General features: G+C 65.7%; 22 protein-coding genes. 3 read left to right on the forward strand and 19 right to left on the reverse strand.

Annotated elements, in window-relative coordinates; translation table 11 throughout:
- Nucleotides 1-19 precede the first annotated feature (19 nt).
- The 17 genes from fliR to fliE form a co-directional block, all read right to left on the reverse strand.
- Nucleotides 20-796: a flagellar biosynthetic protein FliR gene (fliR, locus tag AC0ZJQ_RS13075; RefSeq protein ID WP_043297345.1), complete on the reverse strand. Its 777-nt coding sequence runs from the start codon at nt 794-796 to the stop codon at nt 20-22.
- A 3-nt stretch (nt 797-799) separates the two neighbouring features.
- Nucleotides 800-1,069, reverse strand: a complete 270-nt coding sequence (gene fliQ, locus AC0ZJQ_RS13080; protein WP_003287611.1) for a flagellar biosynthesis protein FliQ — start codon at nt 1,067-1,069, stop codon at nt 800-802.
- 10 nt (nt 1,070-1,079) lie between these two features.
- Nucleotides 1,080-1,856, reverse strand: coding sequence for a flagellar type III secretion system pore protein FliP (fliP, locus tag AC0ZJQ_RS13085; protein ID WP_008570489.1), 777 nt, complete (start codon nt 1,854-1,856; stop codon nt 1,080-1,082).
- Nucleotides 1,856-2,275 carry a flagellar biosynthetic protein FliO gene (gene fliO / locus AC0ZJQ_RS13090; protein WP_003287609.1) on the reverse strand — a complete coding sequence of 140 codons (420 nt, stop codon included), beginning with the start codon at nt 2,273-2,275 and terminating at the stop codon, nt 1,856-1,858. Before fliO ends, fliP begins: the two co-directional genes overlap by 1 nt.
- A gap of 1 nt (nt 2,276) precedes the next feature.
- On the reverse strand, nt 2,277-2,747 hold the full coding sequence (gene fliN, locus AC0ZJQ_RS13095; protein ID WP_003287608.1) for a flagellar motor switch protein FliN: 471 nt from the start codon (nt 2,745-2,747) through the stop codon (nt 2,277-2,279).
- A 40-nt stretch (nt 2,748-2,787) separates the two neighbouring features.
- Nucleotides 2,788-3,759 (reverse strand): flagellar motor switch protein FliM, encoded by a 972-nt coding sequence (fliM, locus tag AC0ZJQ_RS13100; protein WP_003287607.1) that lies wholly within the window; start codon nt 3,757-3,759, stop codon nt 2,788-2,790.
- A gap of 12 nt (nt 3,760-3,771) precedes the next feature.
- The gene (fliL, locus tag AC0ZJQ_RS13105; RefSeq protein ID WP_008570490.1) at nt 3,772-4,299 is read right to left on the reverse strand and encodes a flagellar basal body-associated protein FliL; all 528 of its coding nucleotides are present in this window, start codon (nt 4,297-4,299) and stop codon (nt 3,772-3,774) included.
- Nucleotides 4,300-4,507: 208 nt separating this feature from the next.
- Nucleotides 4,508-5,734, reverse strand: a complete 1,227-nt coding sequence (locus tag AC0ZJQ_RS13110; protein ID WP_476476781.1) for a flagellar hook-length control protein FliK — start codon at nt 5,732-5,734, stop codon at nt 4,508-4,510.
- 78 nt (nt 5,735-5,812) lie between these two features.
- Nucleotides 5,813-6,163 (reverse strand): Hpt domain-containing protein, encoded by a 351-nt coding sequence (locus tag AC0ZJQ_RS13115; protein ID WP_003287603.1) that lies wholly within the window; start codon nt 6,161-6,163, stop codon nt 5,813-5,815.
- 29 nt (nt 6,164-6,192) lie between these two features.
- Nucleotides 6,193-7,881 (reverse strand): fused response regulator/phosphatase, encoded by a 1,689-nt coding sequence (locus AC0ZJQ_RS13120; protein WP_155550344.1) that lies wholly within the window; start codon nt 7,879-7,881, stop codon nt 6,193-6,195.
- A gap of 7 nt (nt 7,882-7,888) precedes the next feature.
- On the reverse strand, nt 7,889-8,194 hold the full coding sequence (locus AC0ZJQ_RS13125) for an STAS domain-containing protein (protein ID WP_003287600.1): 306 nt from the start codon (nt 8,192-8,194) through the stop codon (nt 7,889-7,891).
- 183 nt (nt 8,195-8,377) lie between these two features.
- Nucleotides 8,378-8,830 (reverse strand): flagellar export protein FliJ, encoded by a 453-nt coding sequence (gene fliJ / locus AC0ZJQ_RS13130; protein ID WP_003287599.1) that lies wholly within the window; start codon nt 8,828-8,830, stop codon nt 8,378-8,380.
- 3 nt (nt 8,831-8,833) lie between these two features.
- Nucleotides 8,834-10,192, reverse strand: coding sequence for a flagellar protein export ATPase FliI (gene fliI, locus AC0ZJQ_RS13135; RefSeq protein WP_003287598.1), 1,359 nt, complete (start codon nt 10,190-10,192; stop codon nt 8,834-8,836).
- Nucleotides 10,182-10,952, reverse strand: coding sequence for a flagellar assembly protein FliH (fliH, locus tag AC0ZJQ_RS13140; protein WP_458988560.1), 771 nt, complete (start codon nt 10,950-10,952; stop codon nt 10,182-10,184). Before fliH ends, fliI begins: the two co-directional genes overlap by 11 nt.
- 3 nt (nt 10,953-10,955) lie before the next feature.
- Entirely contained in the window at nt 10,956-11,972 is a 1,017-nt protein-coding gene (gene fliG, locus AC0ZJQ_RS13145) for a flagellar motor switch protein FliG (protein ID WP_008570497.1), read from the reverse strand.
- On the reverse strand, nt 11,965-13,752 hold the full coding sequence (fliF, locus tag AC0ZJQ_RS13150; protein ID WP_155550343.1) for a flagellar basal-body MS-ring/collar protein FliF: 1,788 nt from the start codon (nt 13,750-13,752) through the stop codon (nt 11,965-11,967). The genes fliG and fliF overlap by 8 nt, the downstream gene beginning before the upstream one ends.
- A gap of 13 nt (nt 13,753-13,765) precedes the next feature.
- Nucleotides 13,766-14,095, reverse strand: coding sequence for a flagellar hook-basal body complex protein FliE (gene fliE / locus AC0ZJQ_RS13155; protein WP_003287594.1), 330 nt, complete (start codon nt 14,093-14,095; stop codon nt 13,766-13,768).
- 252 nt (nt 14,096-14,347) lie between these two features.
- On the opposite strand from fliE, the gene AC0ZJQ_RS13160 reads away from it, so the two are divergent.
- Nucleotides 14,348-15,535 (forward strand): benzoate/H(+) symporter BenE family transporter, encoded by a 1,188-nt coding sequence (locus tag AC0ZJQ_RS13160; protein ID WP_476476782.1) that lies wholly within the window; start codon nt 14,348-14,350, stop codon nt 15,533-15,535.
- A gap of 110 nt (nt 15,536-15,645) precedes the next feature.
- Here the strand turns inward: AC0ZJQ_RS13160 and AC0ZJQ_RS13165 are convergent, their stop codons facing one another.
- Nucleotides 15,646-16,407, reverse strand: coding sequence for an SDR family oxidoreductase (locus AC0ZJQ_RS13165; RefSeq protein WP_458988562.1), 762 nt, complete (start codon nt 16,405-16,407; stop codon nt 15,646-15,648).
- A gap of 210 nt (nt 16,408-16,617) precedes the next feature.
- Here AC0ZJQ_RS13165 and AC0ZJQ_RS13170 point away from each other — a divergent pair, with 210 nt between their 5' ends.
- Complete coding sequence (locus tag AC0ZJQ_RS13170) at nt 16,618-17,616, forward strand: NADP-dependent oxidoreductase (protein WP_458988563.1); 999 nt, start codon at nt 16,618-16,620, stop codon at nt 17,614-17,616.
- Nucleotides 17,617-17,620: 4 nt separating this feature from the next.
- On the opposite strand, the gene pyrF is transcribed toward AC0ZJQ_RS13170, so the two are convergent.
- The gene (gene pyrF, locus AC0ZJQ_RS13175) at nt 17,621-18,316 is read right to left on the reverse strand and encodes an orotidine-5'-phosphate decarboxylase (RefSeq protein WP_476476783.1); all 696 of its coding nucleotides are present in this window, start codon (nt 18,314-18,316) and stop codon (nt 17,621-17,623) included.
- Nucleotides 18,317-18,497: 181 nt separating this feature from the next.
- Here pyrF and AC0ZJQ_RS13180 point away from each other — a divergent pair, with 181 nt between their 5' ends.
- Complete coding sequence (locus AC0ZJQ_RS13180) at nt 18,498-18,665, forward strand: DUF2897 family protein (RefSeq protein ID WP_008570503.1); 168 nt, start codon at nt 18,498-18,500, stop codon at nt 18,663-18,665.
- The last annotated feature ends 121 nt before the right edge of the window (nt 18,666-18,786 follow it).

The following is an 18,786-nucleotide window of genomic DNA, read 5'->3' on the forward strand; positions in this document are numbered from 1 at the left end:
TTGTGCATCAGCGTATTCATCAGCGCAGCCCCACCAGCTCGCGCAGCATGGCCAGCGCCTCGCCGACGAAGATCTGGTACTGCGCCAGGATGTCGGCCATGCCGATCCAGACGATGACCAAGCCCAGCACCAGCGTCAGCGGAAAGCCGATGGAAAAGATGTTCAGCTGCGGTGCGGCACGAGTCATCAAGCCGAACGCCAGGTTGACCACCAGCAGCGCGGTGATCGCCGGCAGCACCAGCAGCAGGCCGGCGCCGAGCACCCAGCCGAGCTTGCTCGCCACCTCCCACAGATGATTGGTCGACAGCCCGCCGCCCACCGGCAGGGTCACGAAGCTCTCGGTGAGGATTTCCAGCACCACCAGATGGCCGTTCATCGCCAGGAACAGCAGGATCACCAGCATGTTGAAGAACTGGCCGAGCACCGGCACCGACACGCCGTTGGCCGGATCGACCATCGAGGCGAAGCCCAGGCCCATCTGCATCGCCAGCAGCTGCCCGGAAACGATGAACACCTGGAAAAACAGCTGCAGGACGAAACCGAGCATCACGCCGATCAGAATCTGCTCGGCGATCAGCAGCAGTGCCCGCAGGCTCAGCGCCTCGACCAGCGGCATCGGCCCGAGCGTCGGTGCCAGCACCAGGGTGATGGCCAGCGCCAGATACAGTCGCACCCGCGGTGGCACCAGCTGCGTGCCGATGATCGGCATGCTCATCAGCAACGCGGCGATACGAAACAGCGGGAGCAGAAACTGCGCCACCCAGCTGCCGATCTGCGCATTGCTCAGTTCCAGCATGGTTCAGCCGATGATCAGCGGAATGTTGGCGATCAGGCCCTGGGTGTACTCCATCAGCTCGCGCACCAGCCACGGTCCGGCCCAGATCAGCGTCAGCAGCATCACCAAGAGGCGCGGCAGGAAGCTCAGGGTCTGTTCGTTGATCTGCGTGGCGGCCTGGAACATCGCCACCACCAGGCCGACCAGCAGGCTCGGCATCACCAGCACACCGACGATCATCGCGGTCATCCACAGGCCTTCGCGAAACAGGTCCACCGCGACTTCGGGCGTCATGACGAGCCTCCTAGAGCGTGCCGAAGCTGCCGGCCAGGGTGCCGATGATCAGGCCCCAGCCGTCGACCAGCACGAACAGCATGATCTTGAACGGCAGCGAGATGATCAGTGGCGAGAGCATCATCATGCCCATCGCCATCAGCACGCTAGCCACCACCATGTCGATGATCAGGAACGGAATGAAGATCATGAAACCGATCTGGAACGCCGTCTTCAGCTCCGAGGTGACGAAGGCCGGCACCAGGATGGTCAGCGGCGCCGCCTCCGGACTGGCGATGTCGGTACGCCGCGACAGCCGCATGAACAGATCGAGATCGCTCTCGCGAGTCTGCGCCAGCATGAACGCCTTGAGCGGGCCTTCGGCGCGAGTGATCGCCTCCTGCGCCGGAATCTGCTCGGCGAGGTACGGCTGCAGCGCTTCCTGGTTTATCCGCTCGAACACCGGGGCCATGATGAACAGCGTGAGGAACAGCGTCAGACCGATGAGAATCTGGTTCGATGGCGTCTGCTGCAGGCCCAGCGCCTGACGCAGGATGGAAAACACGATGATGATCCGCGTGAAGCTGGTCATCAGCATGACGAACGCCGGGATGAAGCTCAGCGCCGTCATGATCAGCAGAATCTGCAGGCTGACCGAATACTCCTGCTGGCCCTGGGCGTCGGTGCTCAGGGTGATCGCCGGGATCGACAGCGGATTGTCGCCACGGGTCAGCAGTCCGCCCGCCTCCTGGCCGAGAGCCAGCGGGGCGACCACGGCCAGCAGCAACGCCAGCAGAATTCGCAACATCAGGGCTTGTCCTTGTGATCCTTGCCCAACAGCTCCATCAGGCGCTGGGCGAACTCCGGGTTGGCCGGTTCAGAATCGGGCAGATGCACCGGCTCCTTGAGCACGTGCAGCGGCGTGATGCGCCCGGCGGAGAGGCCGATCAGCACTTGCTCGCTGCCGACCTGCACCAGCACCAGCCGTTCGCGCGGGCCGAGTGCCTGGCTGGAAACCAGCTTGATCACCTGGGTACCGCGAGGGTTCATCTGCTGGACACGGCGCAGCAGCCAGGCCAGCAGAAAGATCAGCCCGACCACCAACAGCAGGCCGAGCAGCAGCTTGCTCAGCTGCGCCCCCATGTCGGTGCTACTCATGCTGGCAGCCGGTTCGGCAGCCAGTGCCGGCAGCGCCACCAGCAGCGCGAGAAAGGCTAGCGCGCGCATGTCAGCGCAGCTTCTTGATGCGTTCGGTGGGGCTGATCACGTCCGTCAGGCGAATGCCGAACTTCTCGTTGACCACCACCACCTCGCCATGGGCGATCAGCGTGCCGTTGACCAGCACGTCCAGCGGCTCGCCGGCCAGCCGGTCGAGCTCCACCACCGAGCCCTGATTGAGCTGCAGCAGGTTGCGGATGCTGATCTCGGTGCTGCCGACTTCCATCGAGATGGACACCGGAATATCCAGAATCACATCCAGATTCGGCCCTTCCAGCCCCAGCGGCACGCCGCCACCGCCCTTGGGTGCGCTGGCGAAATCCTCCAGCGGGGCACGCGGAGCAGCCGGTGCCGCCGCCGGTCCCTGGTTGAGCAGCGCGTCGATGTCGTCCTGGCTGGCATCGCCGGCCTCGGCCAGCGCCGCGGCCCATTCGTCGGCCAGCGCCTGCTCTTCGGGGGAAGTGTTCTGATCGTCTGCCATCGCTAGTCCTCGACCGGCTCGAATTGAGTAGAAAAGTGAGTCACCGGGTACGCACCACCGGCTCCAGCACCTGCAGGGCCAGATTGCCCTTGTGTGCGCCCAGCTTGACCTTGAAGGCCGGCATGCCGTTGGCGCGCATGATCATGTCCTCGGGCATTTCCACTGGAATCACGTCGCCCGGCTGCATGTTGAGAATGTCGCGCAGTTTCAGCTGGCGACGCACCACCGTCGCGCCGAGCGGCACGTTGACGTCGAGGATGTCCTCGCGCAGCGCCTTGATCCAGCGCTCGTCCTGATCGCTGACGTCGGACTGGAAGCCGGCGTCGAGCATTTCGCGGATCGGCTCGATCATCGAATAGGGCATGGTCACGTGCAGGTCGCCGCCGCCGCTGTCCAGCTCGATATGGAAGGTCGACACCACCACCACTTCGCTGGGGCTGACGATGTTGGCCAGCGCCGGATTCACCTCCGAGTTGATGTACTCGAAGTTGACGTCCAGCACCGCATGCCAGGCTTCCTTGAGGTCGGTGAAGGCCTGATCGAGCACCATGCGCACCACACGCAGTTCGGTGGGGGTGAATTCGCGGCCCTCGATCTTGGCGTGGCGGCCGTCGCCGCCGAAGAAGTTGTCCACCAGCTTGAACACCAGCTTGGCGTCGAGGATGAACAGCGCGGTGCCACGCAGCGGCTTCATCTTTACCAGATTGAGGCTGGTCGGCACGTACAGCGAATGTACGTACTCGCCGAACTTCATGACCTGCACACCGCCCACCGAGACGTCTGCCGAGCGGCGCAGCAGGTTGAACATGCTGATGCGGGTGTAGCGCGCGAAGCGTTCATTGATCATTTCCAGCGTCGGCATGCGCCCGCGGACGATGCGGTCCTGGCTGGTGAGGTCGTAGCTCTTGATCGCGCCCGGTTCGGAATCGCTTTCGGTATCGACCAGACCGTCATCGACGCCATGCAGCAGCGCATCGATCTCGTCTTGCGAAAGCAGGTCTTGAACAGCCATCGGCGGAACCTTCTATTGCAGTACGAAGTTGGTGAACAGTACTTGCTCGACCGCCAGCTTGCCGACTTCCTTCTGCGCCAGTTCCTGCACGCTGGAGGTCGCCTGCTGACGCAGCATTTCCTTGCCCACCGGGGTCATCAGCGCCGCGAAATCCTGGCTGGAGAACAGCATCACCAGATGATTGCGCAGCAACGGCATATGTCCTTTGAGCGCATCGAGCGCCAATTGATCGCGCGACATCAGTGCCACGCTCACCTGCATGTAGCGCTGGCGCCCCTTGTGATTGAAGTTGACCACGAAGGCCGGCATCAGCACCTCGTAGATCGCCGCCGGCTTGCCGGTCGCCGTCTGCCCGGCCTCGGCCGGTTGCTCAGCCGCCTCGTCCCCACCCTTGTCGAGGAAGAACAGCGTGCCGCCGATGGACAACCCGATGGCCAGCAGGAAGGCCACCGCGATCGCGATGATGATTTTCAACCGACCTTTGCCCGCGTCCTGCGCGTCGGCAATCGGTGGTCCGGGGGGTACCTGTTTCTTCGCCATGCCAAATATCCGTCATTCTGCGCGCGACCGCTCACTGAGGCATCGTTGGAGCAACTGCTGTGCCAATGTCAGCGACGCGCTGCGCGTTAGGCCGCAGAGGATACGGCATCCCTGAAGGCGCCGCCCGGCACGCCCGAAGGAAGATAGATGACGCTCCGGCGCGAGACGGGCCTGCGCGCCAGAGCGACGGGAAACCGGCGGCGGCCGGTCAGGCGTAGTAATCCACCAGCCCGCGGTTGCCCACGGCACGATTGCTGGCGACTTCGCTGACGCCTTGCAGCTGCTCGTCGTCGCCCGCCGTCGCGGCAGGCGACGCGCCACCGCGCCCCGCTTCGCCTTCGCCGCGGCCCTGCCAGCCACGCGCCAGGGACTGATCGGAAACGTTGACGTTCATGCTCATGCCTTGCTGGTCGAACATCTCGCGCAAGCGCTGCATCTGCCCTTCGAGCGCATCGCGCACGCCGGCATGCGGGCTGAGGAAGGTGATCTGCGCCTGCTCGCGGTTCATCTCGATGCGCACCTCCATCCGCCCCAGTTCAGCCGGATCGAGCTGGATCTCCGCCGATTTGAGGTTCTGGCTGGACAGCCACATCACCCGATCCACCACCGCCTCGCTCCAGCCGGCCTGCTGCATCGCCACCGGCTGCCCCGGTACCAGCGGCGTGCGCTGCGCCTGCTGAATCTGTTGGGTGATCGCCTGGCTCAGCGGGCTGGCACGGCCGAGCGCCGGATCGGCCGGCTGACGGCTGTCCTGCGGCGCATCCAGGCCCTTCGAGACTTCACTCAGCGCAACCTCCAGCTCGACTTCCGGCTCGGGCTCGCTGCTGGCTTGCAGCAGACTGGCGAAGTCGTCCTCGGCGGGTGCCGCGGTCTCGCTCGCAGCGGCTGGCGAAACGGCGGTGGGCGCGGCCTTCAGCGTCAGGGCCGGTGCCGCGACGGTGGTCGCCGACTCGCCGGAAACATCTTCCGACACTTGCGTCTCGGCATCAGCGAGCGGCGGTGTCAGCTGCGTCTGGCCCAGCCCTGGCAACAGCGTCAGGGCCTCGGTCTGAGCGGCGGCCGGCTCGGGCGCCGGCAACTGGCCATTCAGGCCGAACAGCAGCAGCGGATCGAGTTCGCCCTCCGGCAGCGGCTCATCGCTCGCTTCCTCGCCAGGCAAGGAATTGCCGCTCTCGGCAACCGTCGGCTTCTCGGCGTCAGCGGTTGCCGTCGGCTCGCCGGCGCTCTGCTCCTCGTCGACTTTCTCGCGCGACGATGCAGAAGCATCGTCCTTGCGCTCGACAGGCTTGGTCTGGCGCTCGCGCGCATACACCTCGGAGAAGCTGGAACGCTTGCCATCGCTCGCCTCGGGCGCCGGCGACGGTTGCGCGGCGGCGGCCTTGGGACGCACTTCGAGAGTCGGGGACTTGAGCAACAGATCGGGGGAAACGGCCATGAAACATTCCGCTCAGTGTGGTTCGTGCAGAACCTTGAGCAAGTTCCGGGCCAGCAAAACCGTCAGAGAGCCGTCCGTTCAGCCGTAGCGCTGACGCTCGGCACGAAACAGGATGCCGACGATGGCGAACTCGCGCTCGATCCGCTCGATCATCGCCGGCGCCTCGACCAGCCGCTGCTCGCGGGCCAGGGTCTCCAGCTGGCAGCACAGATCGGCCAGCGCGGCGGCGCCCAGGTTGCTGCAGCTGCCCTTGAAGCTGTGTGCCGCACGCCGCAGAGTCTCGCCCTCACCGGCCTGGAAGGCTTGGCGCAGCAGGCGCAGGCGCTCCTCGGAGTCGGCCAGGAAGGTGTCCAGCAGAAGTGGGTACTCGCCTTCCATGACCGCTTGCAGCGTGACGAGTACGGCACTGTCGAGATGAGGAATGGACACCGATCCGCTCCTGGGAGAAAGGCGCTGAATTATGCCTGAGCCGACCAACGGAACTCCACGCTCAGTCCGCGCCCGTCGGCCTGCCAGGCGAAACCGTCACTGAGCTGACGGATCAACTGCAATCCCCGCCCACGCAGACATTCCACGCCGCGCGCCTCGCCCAGCGCGCGCTCGACGTCGAAGCCCGTGCCGCTGTCCTGAATGCCGATGCGCAGGCGACCACCCACTGCGTCGCACTGAATATCCAGCTCGAGACGGATGTAGCCGTCCACCAGCGCGGCCAGACGCTCGCTACGCGCCTCGTAATAGCGGGCGAAGCCGGCGGCATCGCGCTTGAGCGCCGAATCCAGGCCGAGCACGCCGTGCTCCAGCGCGTTGGAATACAGCTCGACCAGTACCGCATAAACGGCGCCGGCGCGAGGCCGCAGCTGATGGACCTGCAGCAGCACCTGCAGCAACAGCGGCAAGGGATTGCCGGCGCGCAGGCTGGCCGCACGCAACTCGAAGCGCCCGGACCAGTCGGCCGGCCGGCCTTCCTTCGGCGCACCGAACGACAACGGCAGCTGCAGCGCCACCATCTTCTCGCTCAGATCGACCTCGACCAGGCTGAGGTCGTCGCGCAGCTGGCCGTGAAACGCCAGCAGCGCCTCCTCAATCTCGTCGAACAGCCGCTTCGCATCGTGGTTGGCATCGAGAACGGCCAGCAGGCGTTGCTCGCCGAACAACTCGTCGCGCGCATTGCTGCTCTCCACCACGCCGTCGGACAGCAGCAGCAGGCGGTCGCCGAGTTTCAGCGGGTGGCTCTCGAAGTGCGCATCGAACGCGCCCGGCGCCAGCACGCCCAGCGGCAGATGACGCGACACCAGTGCCACGCGCTCACCGTCGGGGCGAATCAGGTAGCCGTCCGGCAGCCCGCCGTTCCAGACATTCAGCACGCCCTGGGTGAGGTTGATGTCCAGCAGTGTGGCGCAGCAGAACATCTCCACCGGCAGGATCTGCTTGAGCTTGGCATTCAGCTCACGAAGGATGTCCTTGGCCGCGTAGCCCTTGGCGGTCATGCCGTAGAAGGTCTCGGCCAGCGGCATGGCGCCGATCGCCGCCGGCAGGCCGTGGCCGGTGAAGTCGCCCAGCAGCACGAACATCTGCCCGGTCGGCGACTGCGCCGCCAGCAGCAGGTCGCCGTTGAACAGCGCTCGCGGCGATTGCCGGTAGCGGATGTTCGGCGCGCCCAGGCAACCGGCATGCGCCACCTTGTCGAAGATCGCCTTGGCCGCCCGCTGCTCGTCGAGCAGCTGCTGGTTGCGCCGGGCGATCAGGTCGCGTTGCTCGACCACCGTCGCCTGCAGTCGACGCAGCCGATGCATGGCCTTGATCTTGGCTTCGAGAATCACCGGGTTGTACGGCTTGACGATGAAGTCGTCGCCACCGGCTTCCAGACAGCGCACCAGCGCCTGGTTCTCGCTGAGCGAGGTGAGGAAGATGATCGGCACCAGCTCGTCGCCGGCCAGACTCTTGATCCGCCGCGCCGCCTCGAAGCCGTCCATCAACGGCATCAGCGCATCCATCAGCACCAGCTGCGGACGCTCGCGTTCGTAGAGCGCTACGGCTTCCAGGCCGTCGCCGGCGGTCAGCACATGGTGGCCCTGGCGGGCGATGATGGTCGACAGCAGCATCCGATCGACCGGGCTGTCCTCGGCGATCAGGACGGTCAGGCGCATCGGCACCTCAGGCGATCACGAACAGTTGTTCGAAGTTGGACACCGAAAGGATCTTGCGCACGTCGGCATTGCAATTGAGCAGCCGGACGTCGGCTTCATCGCCGCCGGCATGGTCGCGCAGCAGCAACAGCATGCCGAGCGCCGAGCTGTCGAGATAGGTCGCGCCCTGCAGATCGACGACATAGCGCTCGGGCGTGACGTCCTGACGCTGATACGCATCGCGGAATGCCTGGTGGGCGTTGAAATCGAAGCGTCCGCTGATAGCGATCGTCAGTTCGCGCCCATCGGCCGATGGTTGAGAAGTAATGGTCATGTAGCACTCCCTGATCCGAAACGGGGTCTTGCCAGACCGCCATGCGCCACGTGAAAACGACTGTGCCTGCCGGCAAACCGGGCAAGGCTGCACGGCGCTGAATGGGCGCGTACCAGCGATCTGTCGCGGGCTGCTGCGATGATACCCGAGAAGATTTAGCATTCAGACCCTACAGCGGCAAGCTCAATCCTGCCGCGGTCGTCCTACCAGCCGCTGCGAGAACTCGTCGAGCAGTTTCTGCTCGCGCTTGTCGGCCGCGACGCGCGCCTCGCGCAAGTAACCCTCCACCAGCTTGCTCAGCCCTTCGAGCCGCGCGTGCCGCTGCTGCCACTGGCTTCGCAGCTTGGCCAGGTTGTCGCGATGCCAGGCCACGCTGCGCTGCTGCTGGCCGATGGCCGATTCGAGCTGGGACAGAAAACGCTGATAGTTCATCAGCCACTGGCCGGAAACGCCCTGGCTGCCCTGGCGCAGCCACTGCTGCTGGTAATCGCTGAAATACTGTTCGAGTTCGCCGAGCTTGGCCTCGGCCTGCGACAGCTGCATCTGCCCCTGGCCGAGCATACGCGCGGCGTCGCGCTCGGCCTTCTGCGCCATCTCGATCACCGGCGCCAACCGGTCGGCACGACTGGTTGCCACGGATTACGCGCCCTGACGCGGTGCGAATACCGCGGCCAGCTGTGCCGCGCTTTCCTCCAGCCGCTCGCTTTCGTTCAGCCCCTGGCGCAGATAGCGAACCATCTCGGCCTGGCGGGCGATGGCGAGGTCGGTGTCCGGGTCGCCGCCGGGCACATAGGCACCGACGCTGATCAGGTCGCGACTCTGCTGGTAACGCGACCACAGCTGCTTAAAACGCTGCGAGGCGCGCACATGCTCGGCATCGACCACTTGCGGCATGACCCGGCTGATCGACGCTTCGATATCGATGGCCGGGTAGTGGCCCTCCTCGGCCAGCCGCCGCGACAGCACGATGTGGCCGTCGAGCACGCCGCGCGCGGCATCGGCGATCGGGTCCTGCTGGTCGTCGCCTTCGGAGAGTACCGTGTAGAACGCGGTGATCGAACCGCCGCCCTGCTCGGCGTTACCGGCGCGCTCGACCAGACTCGGCAGCTTGGCGAACACCGATGGCGGATAGCCCTTGGTCGCCGGCGGCTCACCGATGGCCAGGGCGATTTCGCGCTGGGCCTGGGCGTAGCGGGTCAGCGAATCCATCAGCAGCAGCACGTTCTTGCCCTTGTCGCGGAAATACTCGGCGATGCGCGTGCAGTACTGCGCGGCGCGCAGACGCATCAGCGGCGCCTCGTCGGCGGGCGAAGCAACCACCACCGAGCGCTTGAGGCTCTCCTCGCCGAGGATGTGTTCGATGAATTCCTTGACCTCGCGCCCGCGCTCGCCGATCAGGCCGACGACGATGATGTCCGCCTCGGTGAACTTGGTCATCATGCCCAGCAGCACCGACTTACCGACGCCAGTACCGGCGAACAGGCCCAGGCGCTGGCCGCGGCCGACGGTGAGCAGGCCGTTGATGCTGCGGATGCCGACGTCCAGCGGCTCGCTGATCGGGTGGCGCTTGAGCGGGTTGATCACCGGGCCGTCCATCGGCACCCAGTCTTCGGCGCGCATGCCGCCCTTGCCGTCCAGCGCGCGGCCGGCGCCGTCGAGCACGCGGCCAAGCATGGACATACCCATCGGCAGGCGACCGGTATTGGGCAGCGGCACCACCCTCGCACCGGGCGCGATACCGGCGAGGCTGCCGACTGGCATCAGGTAGAGCTTGCCGCTGGAGAAACCCATGACCTCGGCCTCGACCTCGGTCGGGTGGTAGCTGTCGTCGTTGATCACCCGGCAGCGGCTGCCGACCGCGGCGCGCAGGCCCTCGGCTTCCAGCGTCAGGCCAACCATGCGCAGCAGGCGGCCTTCGAGAATCGGCTGACTAGGCAGCTTGACCGCCTCGGTGTAGCAGGCCAGGCGCCGGGCGAAACTGACCCGGTCAAGGCGCATCGGGGTGGTCCAGATCGAGATGCAGATCGGCCGCCGGCGGATGCGTGGCGTTCTCGCGCTGCTGCTCGAACAACTGCTTGATCGCCTGACTCAGGCGCGTCTCGACGCTGGCGTCGATGCGGCTGTGTTCGGTCTCGATGAGGCAGCCGCCGGGCAGCAGGCTGGCGTCTTCGAGAATCCGCCAGCTCTCTTCGTGGCGCTCGCGCAGCGCCTTGATCAGTTCGAAATCCTGTGGATTGACGTGAACATGCACGTTCTGCGCGCCCATCGGTAGCAGCTTGAGCGCCTCGCGCAGCACCTGGCGGATCTGGCTGGAATCGATCAGCAGATCGCGCTGGATCACCTCGCGCGACAGGTGGCTGACCAGCGTGACCAGCGCGTGCTCGAGATTGCGATCCTGCTCGGCAATCGGATCGAGCAGCTGCGTCATCAGCTGCTCGAGGCTCTGCAGGCGTGCGGCCAGCGCCGTCTCGGCCTCCTGGCGGGCCTTCAGCTGGCCGGCATGGAAGCCGTCCTTCTCGCCGGTGGCGAAGCCTTCGTTGTAGGCCTCCTGGCGAATCGCTTCCAGCTCGTCGAGTGTCAAGGGTTTGACTTCCTCGACCGGCACCTCTTCGCTGTGCGCCAGCTCTTCGACGATCAGTTCCGCTTCGACGGACTCTTCGGCTGCCGCACCCTCGGCGTCGAAGCTGGGCAGCGCCCAGCGGTCGAACAGCCGCACGTCCTGAGCACGGATCACATCGCTGGGATTTTCCTTGGCCACGGCTTAGACCATTTCCTCGCCGCCCTTGGCGCCCAGGACGATCTCCCCGGCTTCGGCCATGCGGCGGGCGATGGTGAGGATTTCCTTCTGCGCGTTCTCGACCTCGCTGACGCGCACCGGGCCCTTGGCCTCCAGGTCGTCGCGCAGCAGTTCGCCGGCGCGCTTGGACATGTTCTTGAAGACCTTTTCCTTGATCGCTTCGTCGGCGCCCTTGAGCGCCAGCACCAGCACGTCGGAGGACACCTCGCGCAGCAGGATCTGGATGCCGCGGTCGTCGACGTCGGCCAGGTTGTCGAAGACGAACATCAGGTCCTCGATCTGCGTCGACAGGTCCTCGTCGACCTCGCGGATGGCATCCATCAGCTGGCCTTCGATGGAGCTGTCGAGGTAGTTCATGATGTCGGCGGCACGCTTCACGCCGCCGAGGCTGGCGCGGCTGGTGTTGGTGTTGCCGGAGAACTGCTTCTCGAGGATCAGGTTGAGTTCCTTCAGCGCCGCCGGCTGCACGGTGTTGAGCGACGATACGCGCAGCACGATGTCCAGGCGCACCTTGTGGTCGAAGTGCGACAGCACCTCGCCGGCCTGATCGGGGTCCAGATAGGCCACCACGATGGCCTGGATCTGCGGGTGTTCGTAGCGGATCACGTCCGCCACGGCGCGCGGCTCCATCCATTTCAGGCTGTCCAGGCCGCTGGTGTTGCCGCCCAGCAGGATGCGGTCGATCAGGCCGCCGGCCTTGTCCTCGCCCAGCGCCTGCGTAAGCATCTTGCGGATGTAGCCGTCGGAGCCGACGCCGAGGCTGGTCTGGTCGCCGACGATTTCGACGAATTCGCTCATCACCCGCTCGACCTGCTCGCGGTGGATGTTGCGCATCTGCGCCATCGCCGTGCCGACCCGCTGCACCTCTTTCGGACCGAGGTGACGCAGCACCTGCGCGGCATCGGTTTCGCCCAGCGACAGCAGCAGGATGGCGGCCTTGTCGACCTTGTTGAGCTTGGTTTGAACCCGGTTCTCACTCATCGGCGTTGATCCACTCTTTCACCACCTGGGCGACCCTTCCCGGATCTTCGGCCACCAGGTTCTTGATCGCGTTGAGCTGGGCTTCGTATCCCTCGCTCGGACTCGGCAACATGATGTTCTGCGGACCGCTGAGGCTGACGCGGTCGTTGGCCAGCGCAGCGTCGACGCCGCCCATGTCTCCCAGTTCGACATCGCCGTCGCCAATGTTCTGCAGTTCCTTGCCCTTGCCGGCATGGGTCAGGTTGTTCAGCACCGGACGCAGCACGCCGAACACCAGCACCAGGATGAACAGCACGCCCAGCACCTGCTTGACCACATCCCAGAACCACGGCTGCGAGTAGAACGGGATATCGATCACCGCATCGTCGAAGGAATCCGCGACGAAGGCGGTGTTGATCACGCTGACGCTGTCGCCACGGCTGGCATCGAAGCCCACGGCGTCCTGCACCAGACGGGTGAAGCGCGCCAGGTCGTCGGCCGTCCACGGCGTACGGGTGACTTCTCCGGCGGCATTGGTCATGACCTGGTCGTCGACCACCACCGCCACCGACAGCCGGCGCAGACGCCCCTGCTGCTGCTTGGTGTAGCTGATGGAGCGGTCCAGCTCGTAGTTCCGGGTGGCCTGCTCGCGCTTGTCCGAGGGATACGGTGCCAGCATCGGCTGACCGGTCGCCGGATCCATGATCTGCTGACCGTTGGCATCCAGCAGCGGCTGGCCGGGCGCCACGGCGCCCGCAGCGGCGGCCTGCTGCCTGGCCTGCTCCGGCGCGGAAGCCGGGCCGGGCGGCTGATTGCTCAGCGCACCGGGCACGCCCTGCGGCGGCAGGCTACTTTGACGCTGCTCGTTGACGCTCTGCTCGCTGCGCAGTGCCGGCTGGTCAGGGTTGAAGGTTTCCGAGGTGGACTCCACCGCACTGAAATCGACGTCCGCCGAAACTTCCGCCTTGTAGCGGCCGCTGCCCAGCACCGGCTGCAGGATGTTGTGCACGCGCTGGGTGTAGAGCCCTTCCATGCGCCGGCTGTAGTCGAACTGCTTGCCGGCCATGGTCAGCTCGGACAGCTCCTGCTGGTCGGACAGCAGGTTGCCCTTCTGGTCCACCACGGTGATCTGCGACTTGCTCAGCTCCGGCACGCTGGTGGCGACCAGGTTGATGATCGCCATCACCTGGCTCGGCTCCAGCGAGCGGCCTGGGTACAGCTCGACCAGCACCGAGGCGCTGGGCTTGCGTTCGTCACGGACGAACACCGAACTCTTGGGGATTGCCAGGTGCACGCGGGCACCCTTGACGTTGTTCAGGCTGGATACGGTACGCGCCAGTTCGCCTTCCAGGCCGCGGCGATAACGGGTCGCCTCCATGAACTGGCTGGTGCCCAGGCCCTGCTCCTTGTCGAGAATTTCAAAGCCGATATTGCTGTCGGCGGGCGCAATGCCGGCACCGGCGAGCTTCAGCCGGGCGCGCGCCAGGTCGTCGGCCTTGACCAGCAGCGCGCCGGAATTGGGTTCGACGGTGTAGGCGATATCCGCCGCGGCGAGCGTCTCCATCACCTGATTGGCGTCCATACCAGCCAGGCTGCCGAGCAGCGGGCGGTAGTCCGGCTGCTGCGACCAGAGCACCACGGCGAAACCGATGGCGACGCTCGCCGCCAGCCCGACCAGCAGGCCGATCTGGCGCAGCATCGACATCTCGGAGAGATTTTCCAGGAACGACAGCCCCAGCAGCGGCTTCTTCGCCTCTACCGCGCCGCTCTGCACCGGAACGTTGCTCACCGCATCAGCCATAATTCAATCCGCCTCACACCGGCATCTGCATGATGTCTTGATAGGCCTGGACCAGCTTGTTACGCACTTGGGTCAGGGCCTGGAAAGAAACGCTGGCCTTCTGTGAGGCGATCATAACTTCGGTCAGGTCGACGCCGCCCTGCCCCATCTCGAAGGCGGAGGACATCTGACTGGAAACCTGCTGGGTTTCGTGCACCTTGTTCACCGCCTGGCCGAGCATGTCGGAGAAGCTCGGCGCACCGGCTTCCTGTACCGGCGCCTCGGGCTTGGTGCGTGCCATGGCATCGGTCTGCATGGCCCGCATTTCCAGCATCAAGCGATTGAATTGGACACCCTGACTCATCTACTTCCTCCAACAGCCACGGTTTTTTGACGCTACGTGGCATGCAGTGAGTAGATAGCAACAAGGGTGCCAGAAACTGTGACATGCCCTGCCGCCGGCTCCTCCCTTCGTCCGACTGCGAACACCGACACTGTTCCGCCGAACCCGGCGCCGGCTGTACTGCATGGCGCACGCACCGTGCCGGTAGGCTAGCCTGCAGATGCGTCCCGGCCCGACCGGCGGCGTCCCGTCGGCCCCACAAGAACAAGCACCATGACCGAATCCGTCCGCCTTGGACTGCGCCCCCTCAGCGACAGCTCGCCCTCGACAATCGTCGCCGGTTTCATCGCCATGCTGACCGGCTACACCAGCTCGCTGGTACTGATGTTCCAGGCCGGCCAGGCAGCCGGTCTGAGCGCCGGGCAGATTTCCTCGTGGATCTGGGCGCTGTCGATCGGCATGGCGATCTGCAGCGTCGGTCTGTCGCTGCGTTACCGCACGCCGGTGGTGGTCGCCTGGTCGACGCCCGGCGCCGCCCTGCTGATCGCCAGTCTGCCCGGCGTACCGTATGCCGAGGCGATCGGCGCCTACATCTTCGCCTCGGCGCTGATCGTGCTGTGCGGGCTGACCGGCAGCTTCGAACGGTTGATGCGCCGCGTCCCCGCCTCGCTCGCCGCGGCGCTGCTGGCCGGCGTGCTGTTCAATATCGGCAGCGAGATTTTCCGCGCCGTGCCGGCCCAGCCGTTGCTGGTGCTGGGCATGTTCTTCACCTACCTGCTGGGCAAACGGCTGCTGCCGCGCTATGCGGTGCCGGGTGCGCTGGTGGTCGGCTGCGTGTTGGCGGCCATGCAGGGGCTGCTGGATTTCCGCGGCTTGCGTCTGGAACTGGCGGTGCCGGTATGGACCACGCCGGCGCTGTCGTTTGCCGCAATTCTCAGCATCGGCATCCCGCTGTTCGTCATCGCGATGGCGTCGCAAAACATGCCGGGGCTGGCAGTGCTGCGTGCCGAGGGTTATGACGTACCGGCCTCGCCACTGATCTCGGTGACCGGCATCGCCTCGGTACTACTGGCGCCGTTCGGCTCGCACGGCATCCATCTGGCGGCGATCACCATGGCGATCTGCGCCGGCCCCGAGGCGCATCCCGACCCGCGCAAGCGCTACACGGCGGCGGTGTGGTGCGGGGTGTTTTATGGCATCGCCGGCATCTTCGGCGCGACCCTGGCAGCGCTGTTCGCGGCGTTTCCGGCGGCGCTGGTGCTGTCGATCGCGGCGCTCGCGCTGCTCGGCTCGATCGGTGCGGGGCTGACCCAGGCCATGCAGCAACCGCATGAGCGCGAGGCGGCGCTGATTACCTTCATGGTCACGGCATCGGGACTGACGCTGTTCGGCATCGGGGCCGCGCTGTGGGGCTTGATTGCGGGGGTGGTGACGTTGCTGGTGCTAAGCAAGCGAGACTGAGCGCGCCTGGTTTTCCGCGCCGCTCCGGGGCGGCCCGGCAGCAGGCACGCTGACCGGCGGGGCGAAACCCGAGGCACTCGCGGATCGCCCAGCTCCCCGCACCCAGAACGCTAAACCGCCGTCGCTCCACCATCCACCGCCAGCGCATGGCCTGTGGTAAACGCCGCGCCATCGCTGCACAGATAGAGCACCGCCGCCGCGATCTCCTCGACCTTGCCGATGCGCCCAACCGGATGCATCGCAGCAGCGAACTCCGCCTTGCGCGGATCGGCCTCATAGGCACGGCGGAACATGTCGGTGTCGATCACCGCCGGACACACCGCATTCACCCGGATGCCCTTCTTCGCATACTCGATGGCCGCCGACTTGGTCAGGCCGATCACCGCATGCTTGGATGCCGAGTAGATGCTCATCTTCGGCGCCGCACCCAGGCCGGCCACCGAGGCGGTGTTGACGATGGCGCCGCCGCCCTGCGCCAGCATCAGCGGCAACTGGTGCTTCATGCACAGCCACACGCCCTTGACGTTGACGCCCATGATCGCGTCGAACTCCGCCTCGCTGCCTTCGGCCAGCCGGCCTTGCTCGATCTCGATACCGGCGTTGTTGAAGGCATAGTCGAGCCGGCCGAAACGCCCCACGACCTGCTCCAGCAAGGCCCTGACCTGTTCGTCACGGGTGACGTCGCAACGGACGAACAACGCCTCACCGCCGTTTTCCCGAATCGCCGCGGCGGCCGCCTCGCCAGCGGTGTCATCGAGATCGGCGAGAACGACCTTGAGGCCCTGCTCGGCGAAGGCCTGCGCAGTGGCGCGGCCGATGCCCGCCGCTGCACCGGTGACGAGGGCGACCTGACCGGAGAATTTCATGCTCATGCTGAAGATCCTGAACGAGAGATTGAACCTGGCGCCGGGTCCTGACGTGACCGCGAGACCATAAGCGGTCACCGTTATACCGCTCCGCGAAACCCGCGACGCCGATATCACCGCTCTGGATGCCAGTGCATACGCGCCGACGGATGCATGTTGCGGTCACGCCCGGCGGCGGCTAAACCAAGCTTTTCGCTCAACGAAGGCTTGTTCGACATGCTCAATCAACAGTACCTGCTGGCCCAGCGCCCCATCGGCGCGCCGACGCGCGACACCTTCCGCTTTGCCGAGGCGGAAACCGGTGAGCCCGGCCCCAACGAAATTCTGGTGCAGGTCGAATACCTGTCCATCGATCCGGCCATGCGCGGCTGGATGAACGAGGGCAAGTCGTACATCGCGCCGGTGGGCCTCGGCGAGGTGATGCGCGCGCTCGGCGTCGGCAAGGTGATCGCCTCGCAGCATCCGGGCTTCGCCGTCGGCGACTACGTGAATGGTCCGCTGGGTGTGCAGAAGTACTTTCGCGGCGAGCCGAAAGGCTTCTACAAGGTCGACCCGCAGCAGGCGCCGCTGCCGCGCTACCTGTCGGCGCTGGGCATGACCGGCATGACCGCCTACTTCGCCCTGCTCGCCGTCGGCCAGCCGAAGGCCGGCGATACCGTGGTGCTGTCCGGCGCTGCCGGCGCGGTGGGCAGCGTGGCCGGGCAGATCGCCAAAATCAAAGGCTGCAAAGTAGTGGGTATCGCCGGCGGCGCCGACAAGTGTCGCTTCCTCACCGAGGAACTGGGCTTCGACGGCGCCATCGACTACAAGCACGAGGACCTGGCCGCGGGCCTGAAGCGCGAATGTCCGCAGGGCGTGGACGTCTATTTCGACAACGTCGGCGGTGACATCCTCGACACCGTGCTCACCCGCATCAACGTCGGCGCGCGGGTGGTGCTGTGCGGCGCGATCAGCCAGTACAACAACAAGGAGGCGGTCAAGGGACCGACGAACTACCTGTCGCTACTGGTCAACCGTGCGCGCATGGAAGGCATGGTGGTGACCGACTATATGGCGCGCTACCCGGAGGCGATGCGCGAGATGGCCGGCTGGCTGGCCGGCGGCCAGCTGAAGAGCAAGGAGGACATCGTCGAGGGTCTGGAAACCTTCCCCGAAACCCTGTTGAAACTCTTCAGCGGCGAGAACTTCGGCAAGCTGGTGCTCAAGGTCGGCTGAGCGCTCAACCCAGCTCGGCGACGACCGCGGCCAGCGCCTGCGCGGGATCGGCGGCCTGGGCGATCGGCCGACCGATGACCAGATAGTCCGAACCGGCGGCCATCGCCTGCGCCGGCGTGAGGATGCGCCGCTGGTCGTCCTGGGCGCTGCCGGCCGGGCGAATGCCGGGCGTCACCAGCTGCAGCTGCGGGTACTGCGCCTTCAACGGCTGCGCTTCCTGTGCCGAGCAGACCAGGCCGTCGAGACCGGCTCGCGCGGCCAGACCGGCCAGGCGCAGCACCTGCTCCTGCGGCGCGATGTCCAGGCCGAGATCAGCCAGATCGGCCTGCTCCATGCTGGTCAGCACGGTCACGCCAATCAGCAGCGGCGCCGGCCCGCCGATCTTGTCCAGCGTCTCGCGGCAGGTTGCCATCATGCGCAGGCCACCCGAGCAGTGCACGTTGACCATCCATACGCCCAGCTCAGCGGCTGCCTTGACCGCCATCGCCGTGGTGTTCGGAATGTCATGGAATTTCAGGTCGAGGAACACCTCGAAGCCGCGCACGCGCAGCGCCTCGACCACCGCCGGGCCGCAGCGGGTGAACAGCTCCTTGCCGACCTTGACCCGGCACAACGCGGGATCGAGCTGCTGCGCCAGCGCCAGGGCGGCGTCCTGCGAAGGGAAGTCGAGCGCAACGATGATCGGAGTCTGGCAAGTCATGACGGGGTCCTCGGCAAAATTCGGCGCGCATTGTCGCAGAAAATCTGCGGTCGAACTAAAGCCCCCGCCGCTTGCGCCGACAAACCGGATCGCACGTGACCCATACTACGGCGCAGCGTAAAGTGACGCTGTCCGCAAATCAGGTCTGCGGGTTCGTCTATTTCGTCTGTGGAGGTACGCCATGCCCTGGTACTTCTGGCTGATTCTGGCCGTAGCGCTCGGCTCCATCGTCGGCAGCCTGCTCATGTTGCGCTCGACGGCGCGCAAGATTCCCCTCAGCGAAGAACAGAAGAAGCGCATTGCCGAGCGCAATGCCGCAGCAGACGCACAGGACGCACGCGACCGCTGAACCCGGTCGCCGCTGCGGCTGCAGCATCGCAATCGCCGCACGTTCGGCAAGTGAAAGGAAGCACGACACGCTCATCGGTGGCAGCGCCCGTCCGGATCGCCGCGCCGATTTTTCCTTTCCC

It is taken from the genome of Stutzerimonas sp. 21-1 (assembly GCF_056336065.1).

Excerpts from the sequence above, each read along its gene's own strand:
- AC0ZJQ_RS13110 (WP_476476781.1), bottom strand. The coding sequence starts at position 5,734 with ATGGCCGTTTCCCCCGATCTGTTGCTCAAGTCCCCGACTCTCGAAGTG.
- fliL (WP_008570490.1), bottom strand. The coding sequence starts at position 4,299 with ATGGCGAAGAAACAGGTACCCCCCGGACCACCGATTGCCGACGCGCAG.
- fliR (WP_043297345.1), bottom strand. The coding sequence starts at position 796 with ATGCTGGAACTGAGCAATGCGCAGATCGGCAGCTGGGTGGCGCAGTTT.
- fliE (WP_003287594.1), bottom strand. The coding sequence starts at position 14,095 with ATGAGTCAGGGTGTCCAATTCAATCGCTTGATGCTGGAAATGCGGGCC.
- AC0ZJQ_RS13160 (WP_476476782.1), top strand. The coding sequence starts at position 14,348 with ATGACCGAATCCGTCCGCCTTGGACTGCGCCCCCTCAGCGACAGCTCG.
- fliI (WP_003287598.1), bottom strand. The coding sequence starts at position 10,192 with ATGCGCCTTGACCGGGTCAGTTTCGCCCGGCGCCTGGCCTGCTACACC.
- AC0ZJQ_RS13180 (WP_008570503.1), top strand. The coding sequence starts at position 18,498 with ATGCCCTGGTACTTCTGGCTGATTCTGGCCGTAGCGCTCGGCTCCATC.
- fliN (WP_003287608.1), bottom strand. The coding sequence starts at position 2,747 with ATGGCAGACGATCAGAACACTTCCCCCGAAGAGCAGGCGCTGGCCGAC.
- pyrF (WP_476476783.1), bottom strand. The coding sequence starts at position 18,316 with ATGACTTGCCAGACTCCGATCATCGTTGCGCTCGACTTCCCTTCGCAG.
- fliO (WP_003287609.1), bottom strand. The coding sequence starts at position 2,275 with ATGCGCGCGCTAGCCTTTCTCGCGCTGCTGGTGGCGCTGCCGGCACTG.
- fliG (WP_008570497.1), bottom strand. The coding sequence starts at position 11,972 with ATGAGTGAGAACCGGGTTCAAACCAAGCTCAACAAGGTCGACAAGGCC.
- AC0ZJQ_RS13165 (WP_458988562.1), bottom strand. The coding sequence starts at position 16,407 with ATGAGCATGAAATTCTCCGGTCAGGTCGCCCTCGTCACCGGTGCAGCG.
- AC0ZJQ_RS13125 (WP_003287600.1), bottom strand. The coding sequence starts at position 8,194 with ATGACCATTACTTCTCAACCATCGGCCGATGGGCGCGAACTGACGATC.
- AC0ZJQ_RS13170 (WP_458988563.1), top strand. The coding sequence starts at position 16,618 with ATGCTCAATCAACAGTACCTGCTGGCCCAGCGCCCCATCGGCGCGCCG.
- AC0ZJQ_RS13120 (WP_155550344.1), bottom strand. The coding sequence starts at position 7,881 with ATGCGCCTGACCGTCCTGATCGCCGAGGACAGCCCGGTCGATCGGATG.
- fliM (WP_003287607.1), bottom strand. The coding sequence starts at position 3,759 with ATGGCTGTTCAAGACCTGCTTTCGCAAGACGAGATCGATGCGCTGCTG.
- fliQ (WP_003287611.1), bottom strand. The coding sequence starts at position 1,069 with ATGACGCCCGAAGTCGCGGTGGACCTGTTTCGCGAAGGCCTGTGGATG.
- fliP (WP_008570489.1), bottom strand. The coding sequence starts at position 1,856 with ATGTTGCGAATTCTGCTGGCGTTGCTGCTGGCCGTGGTCGCCCCGCTG.
- fliF (WP_155550343.1), bottom strand. The coding sequence starts at position 13,752 with ATGGCTGATGCGGTGAGCAACGTTCCGGTGCAGAGCGGCGCGGTAGAG.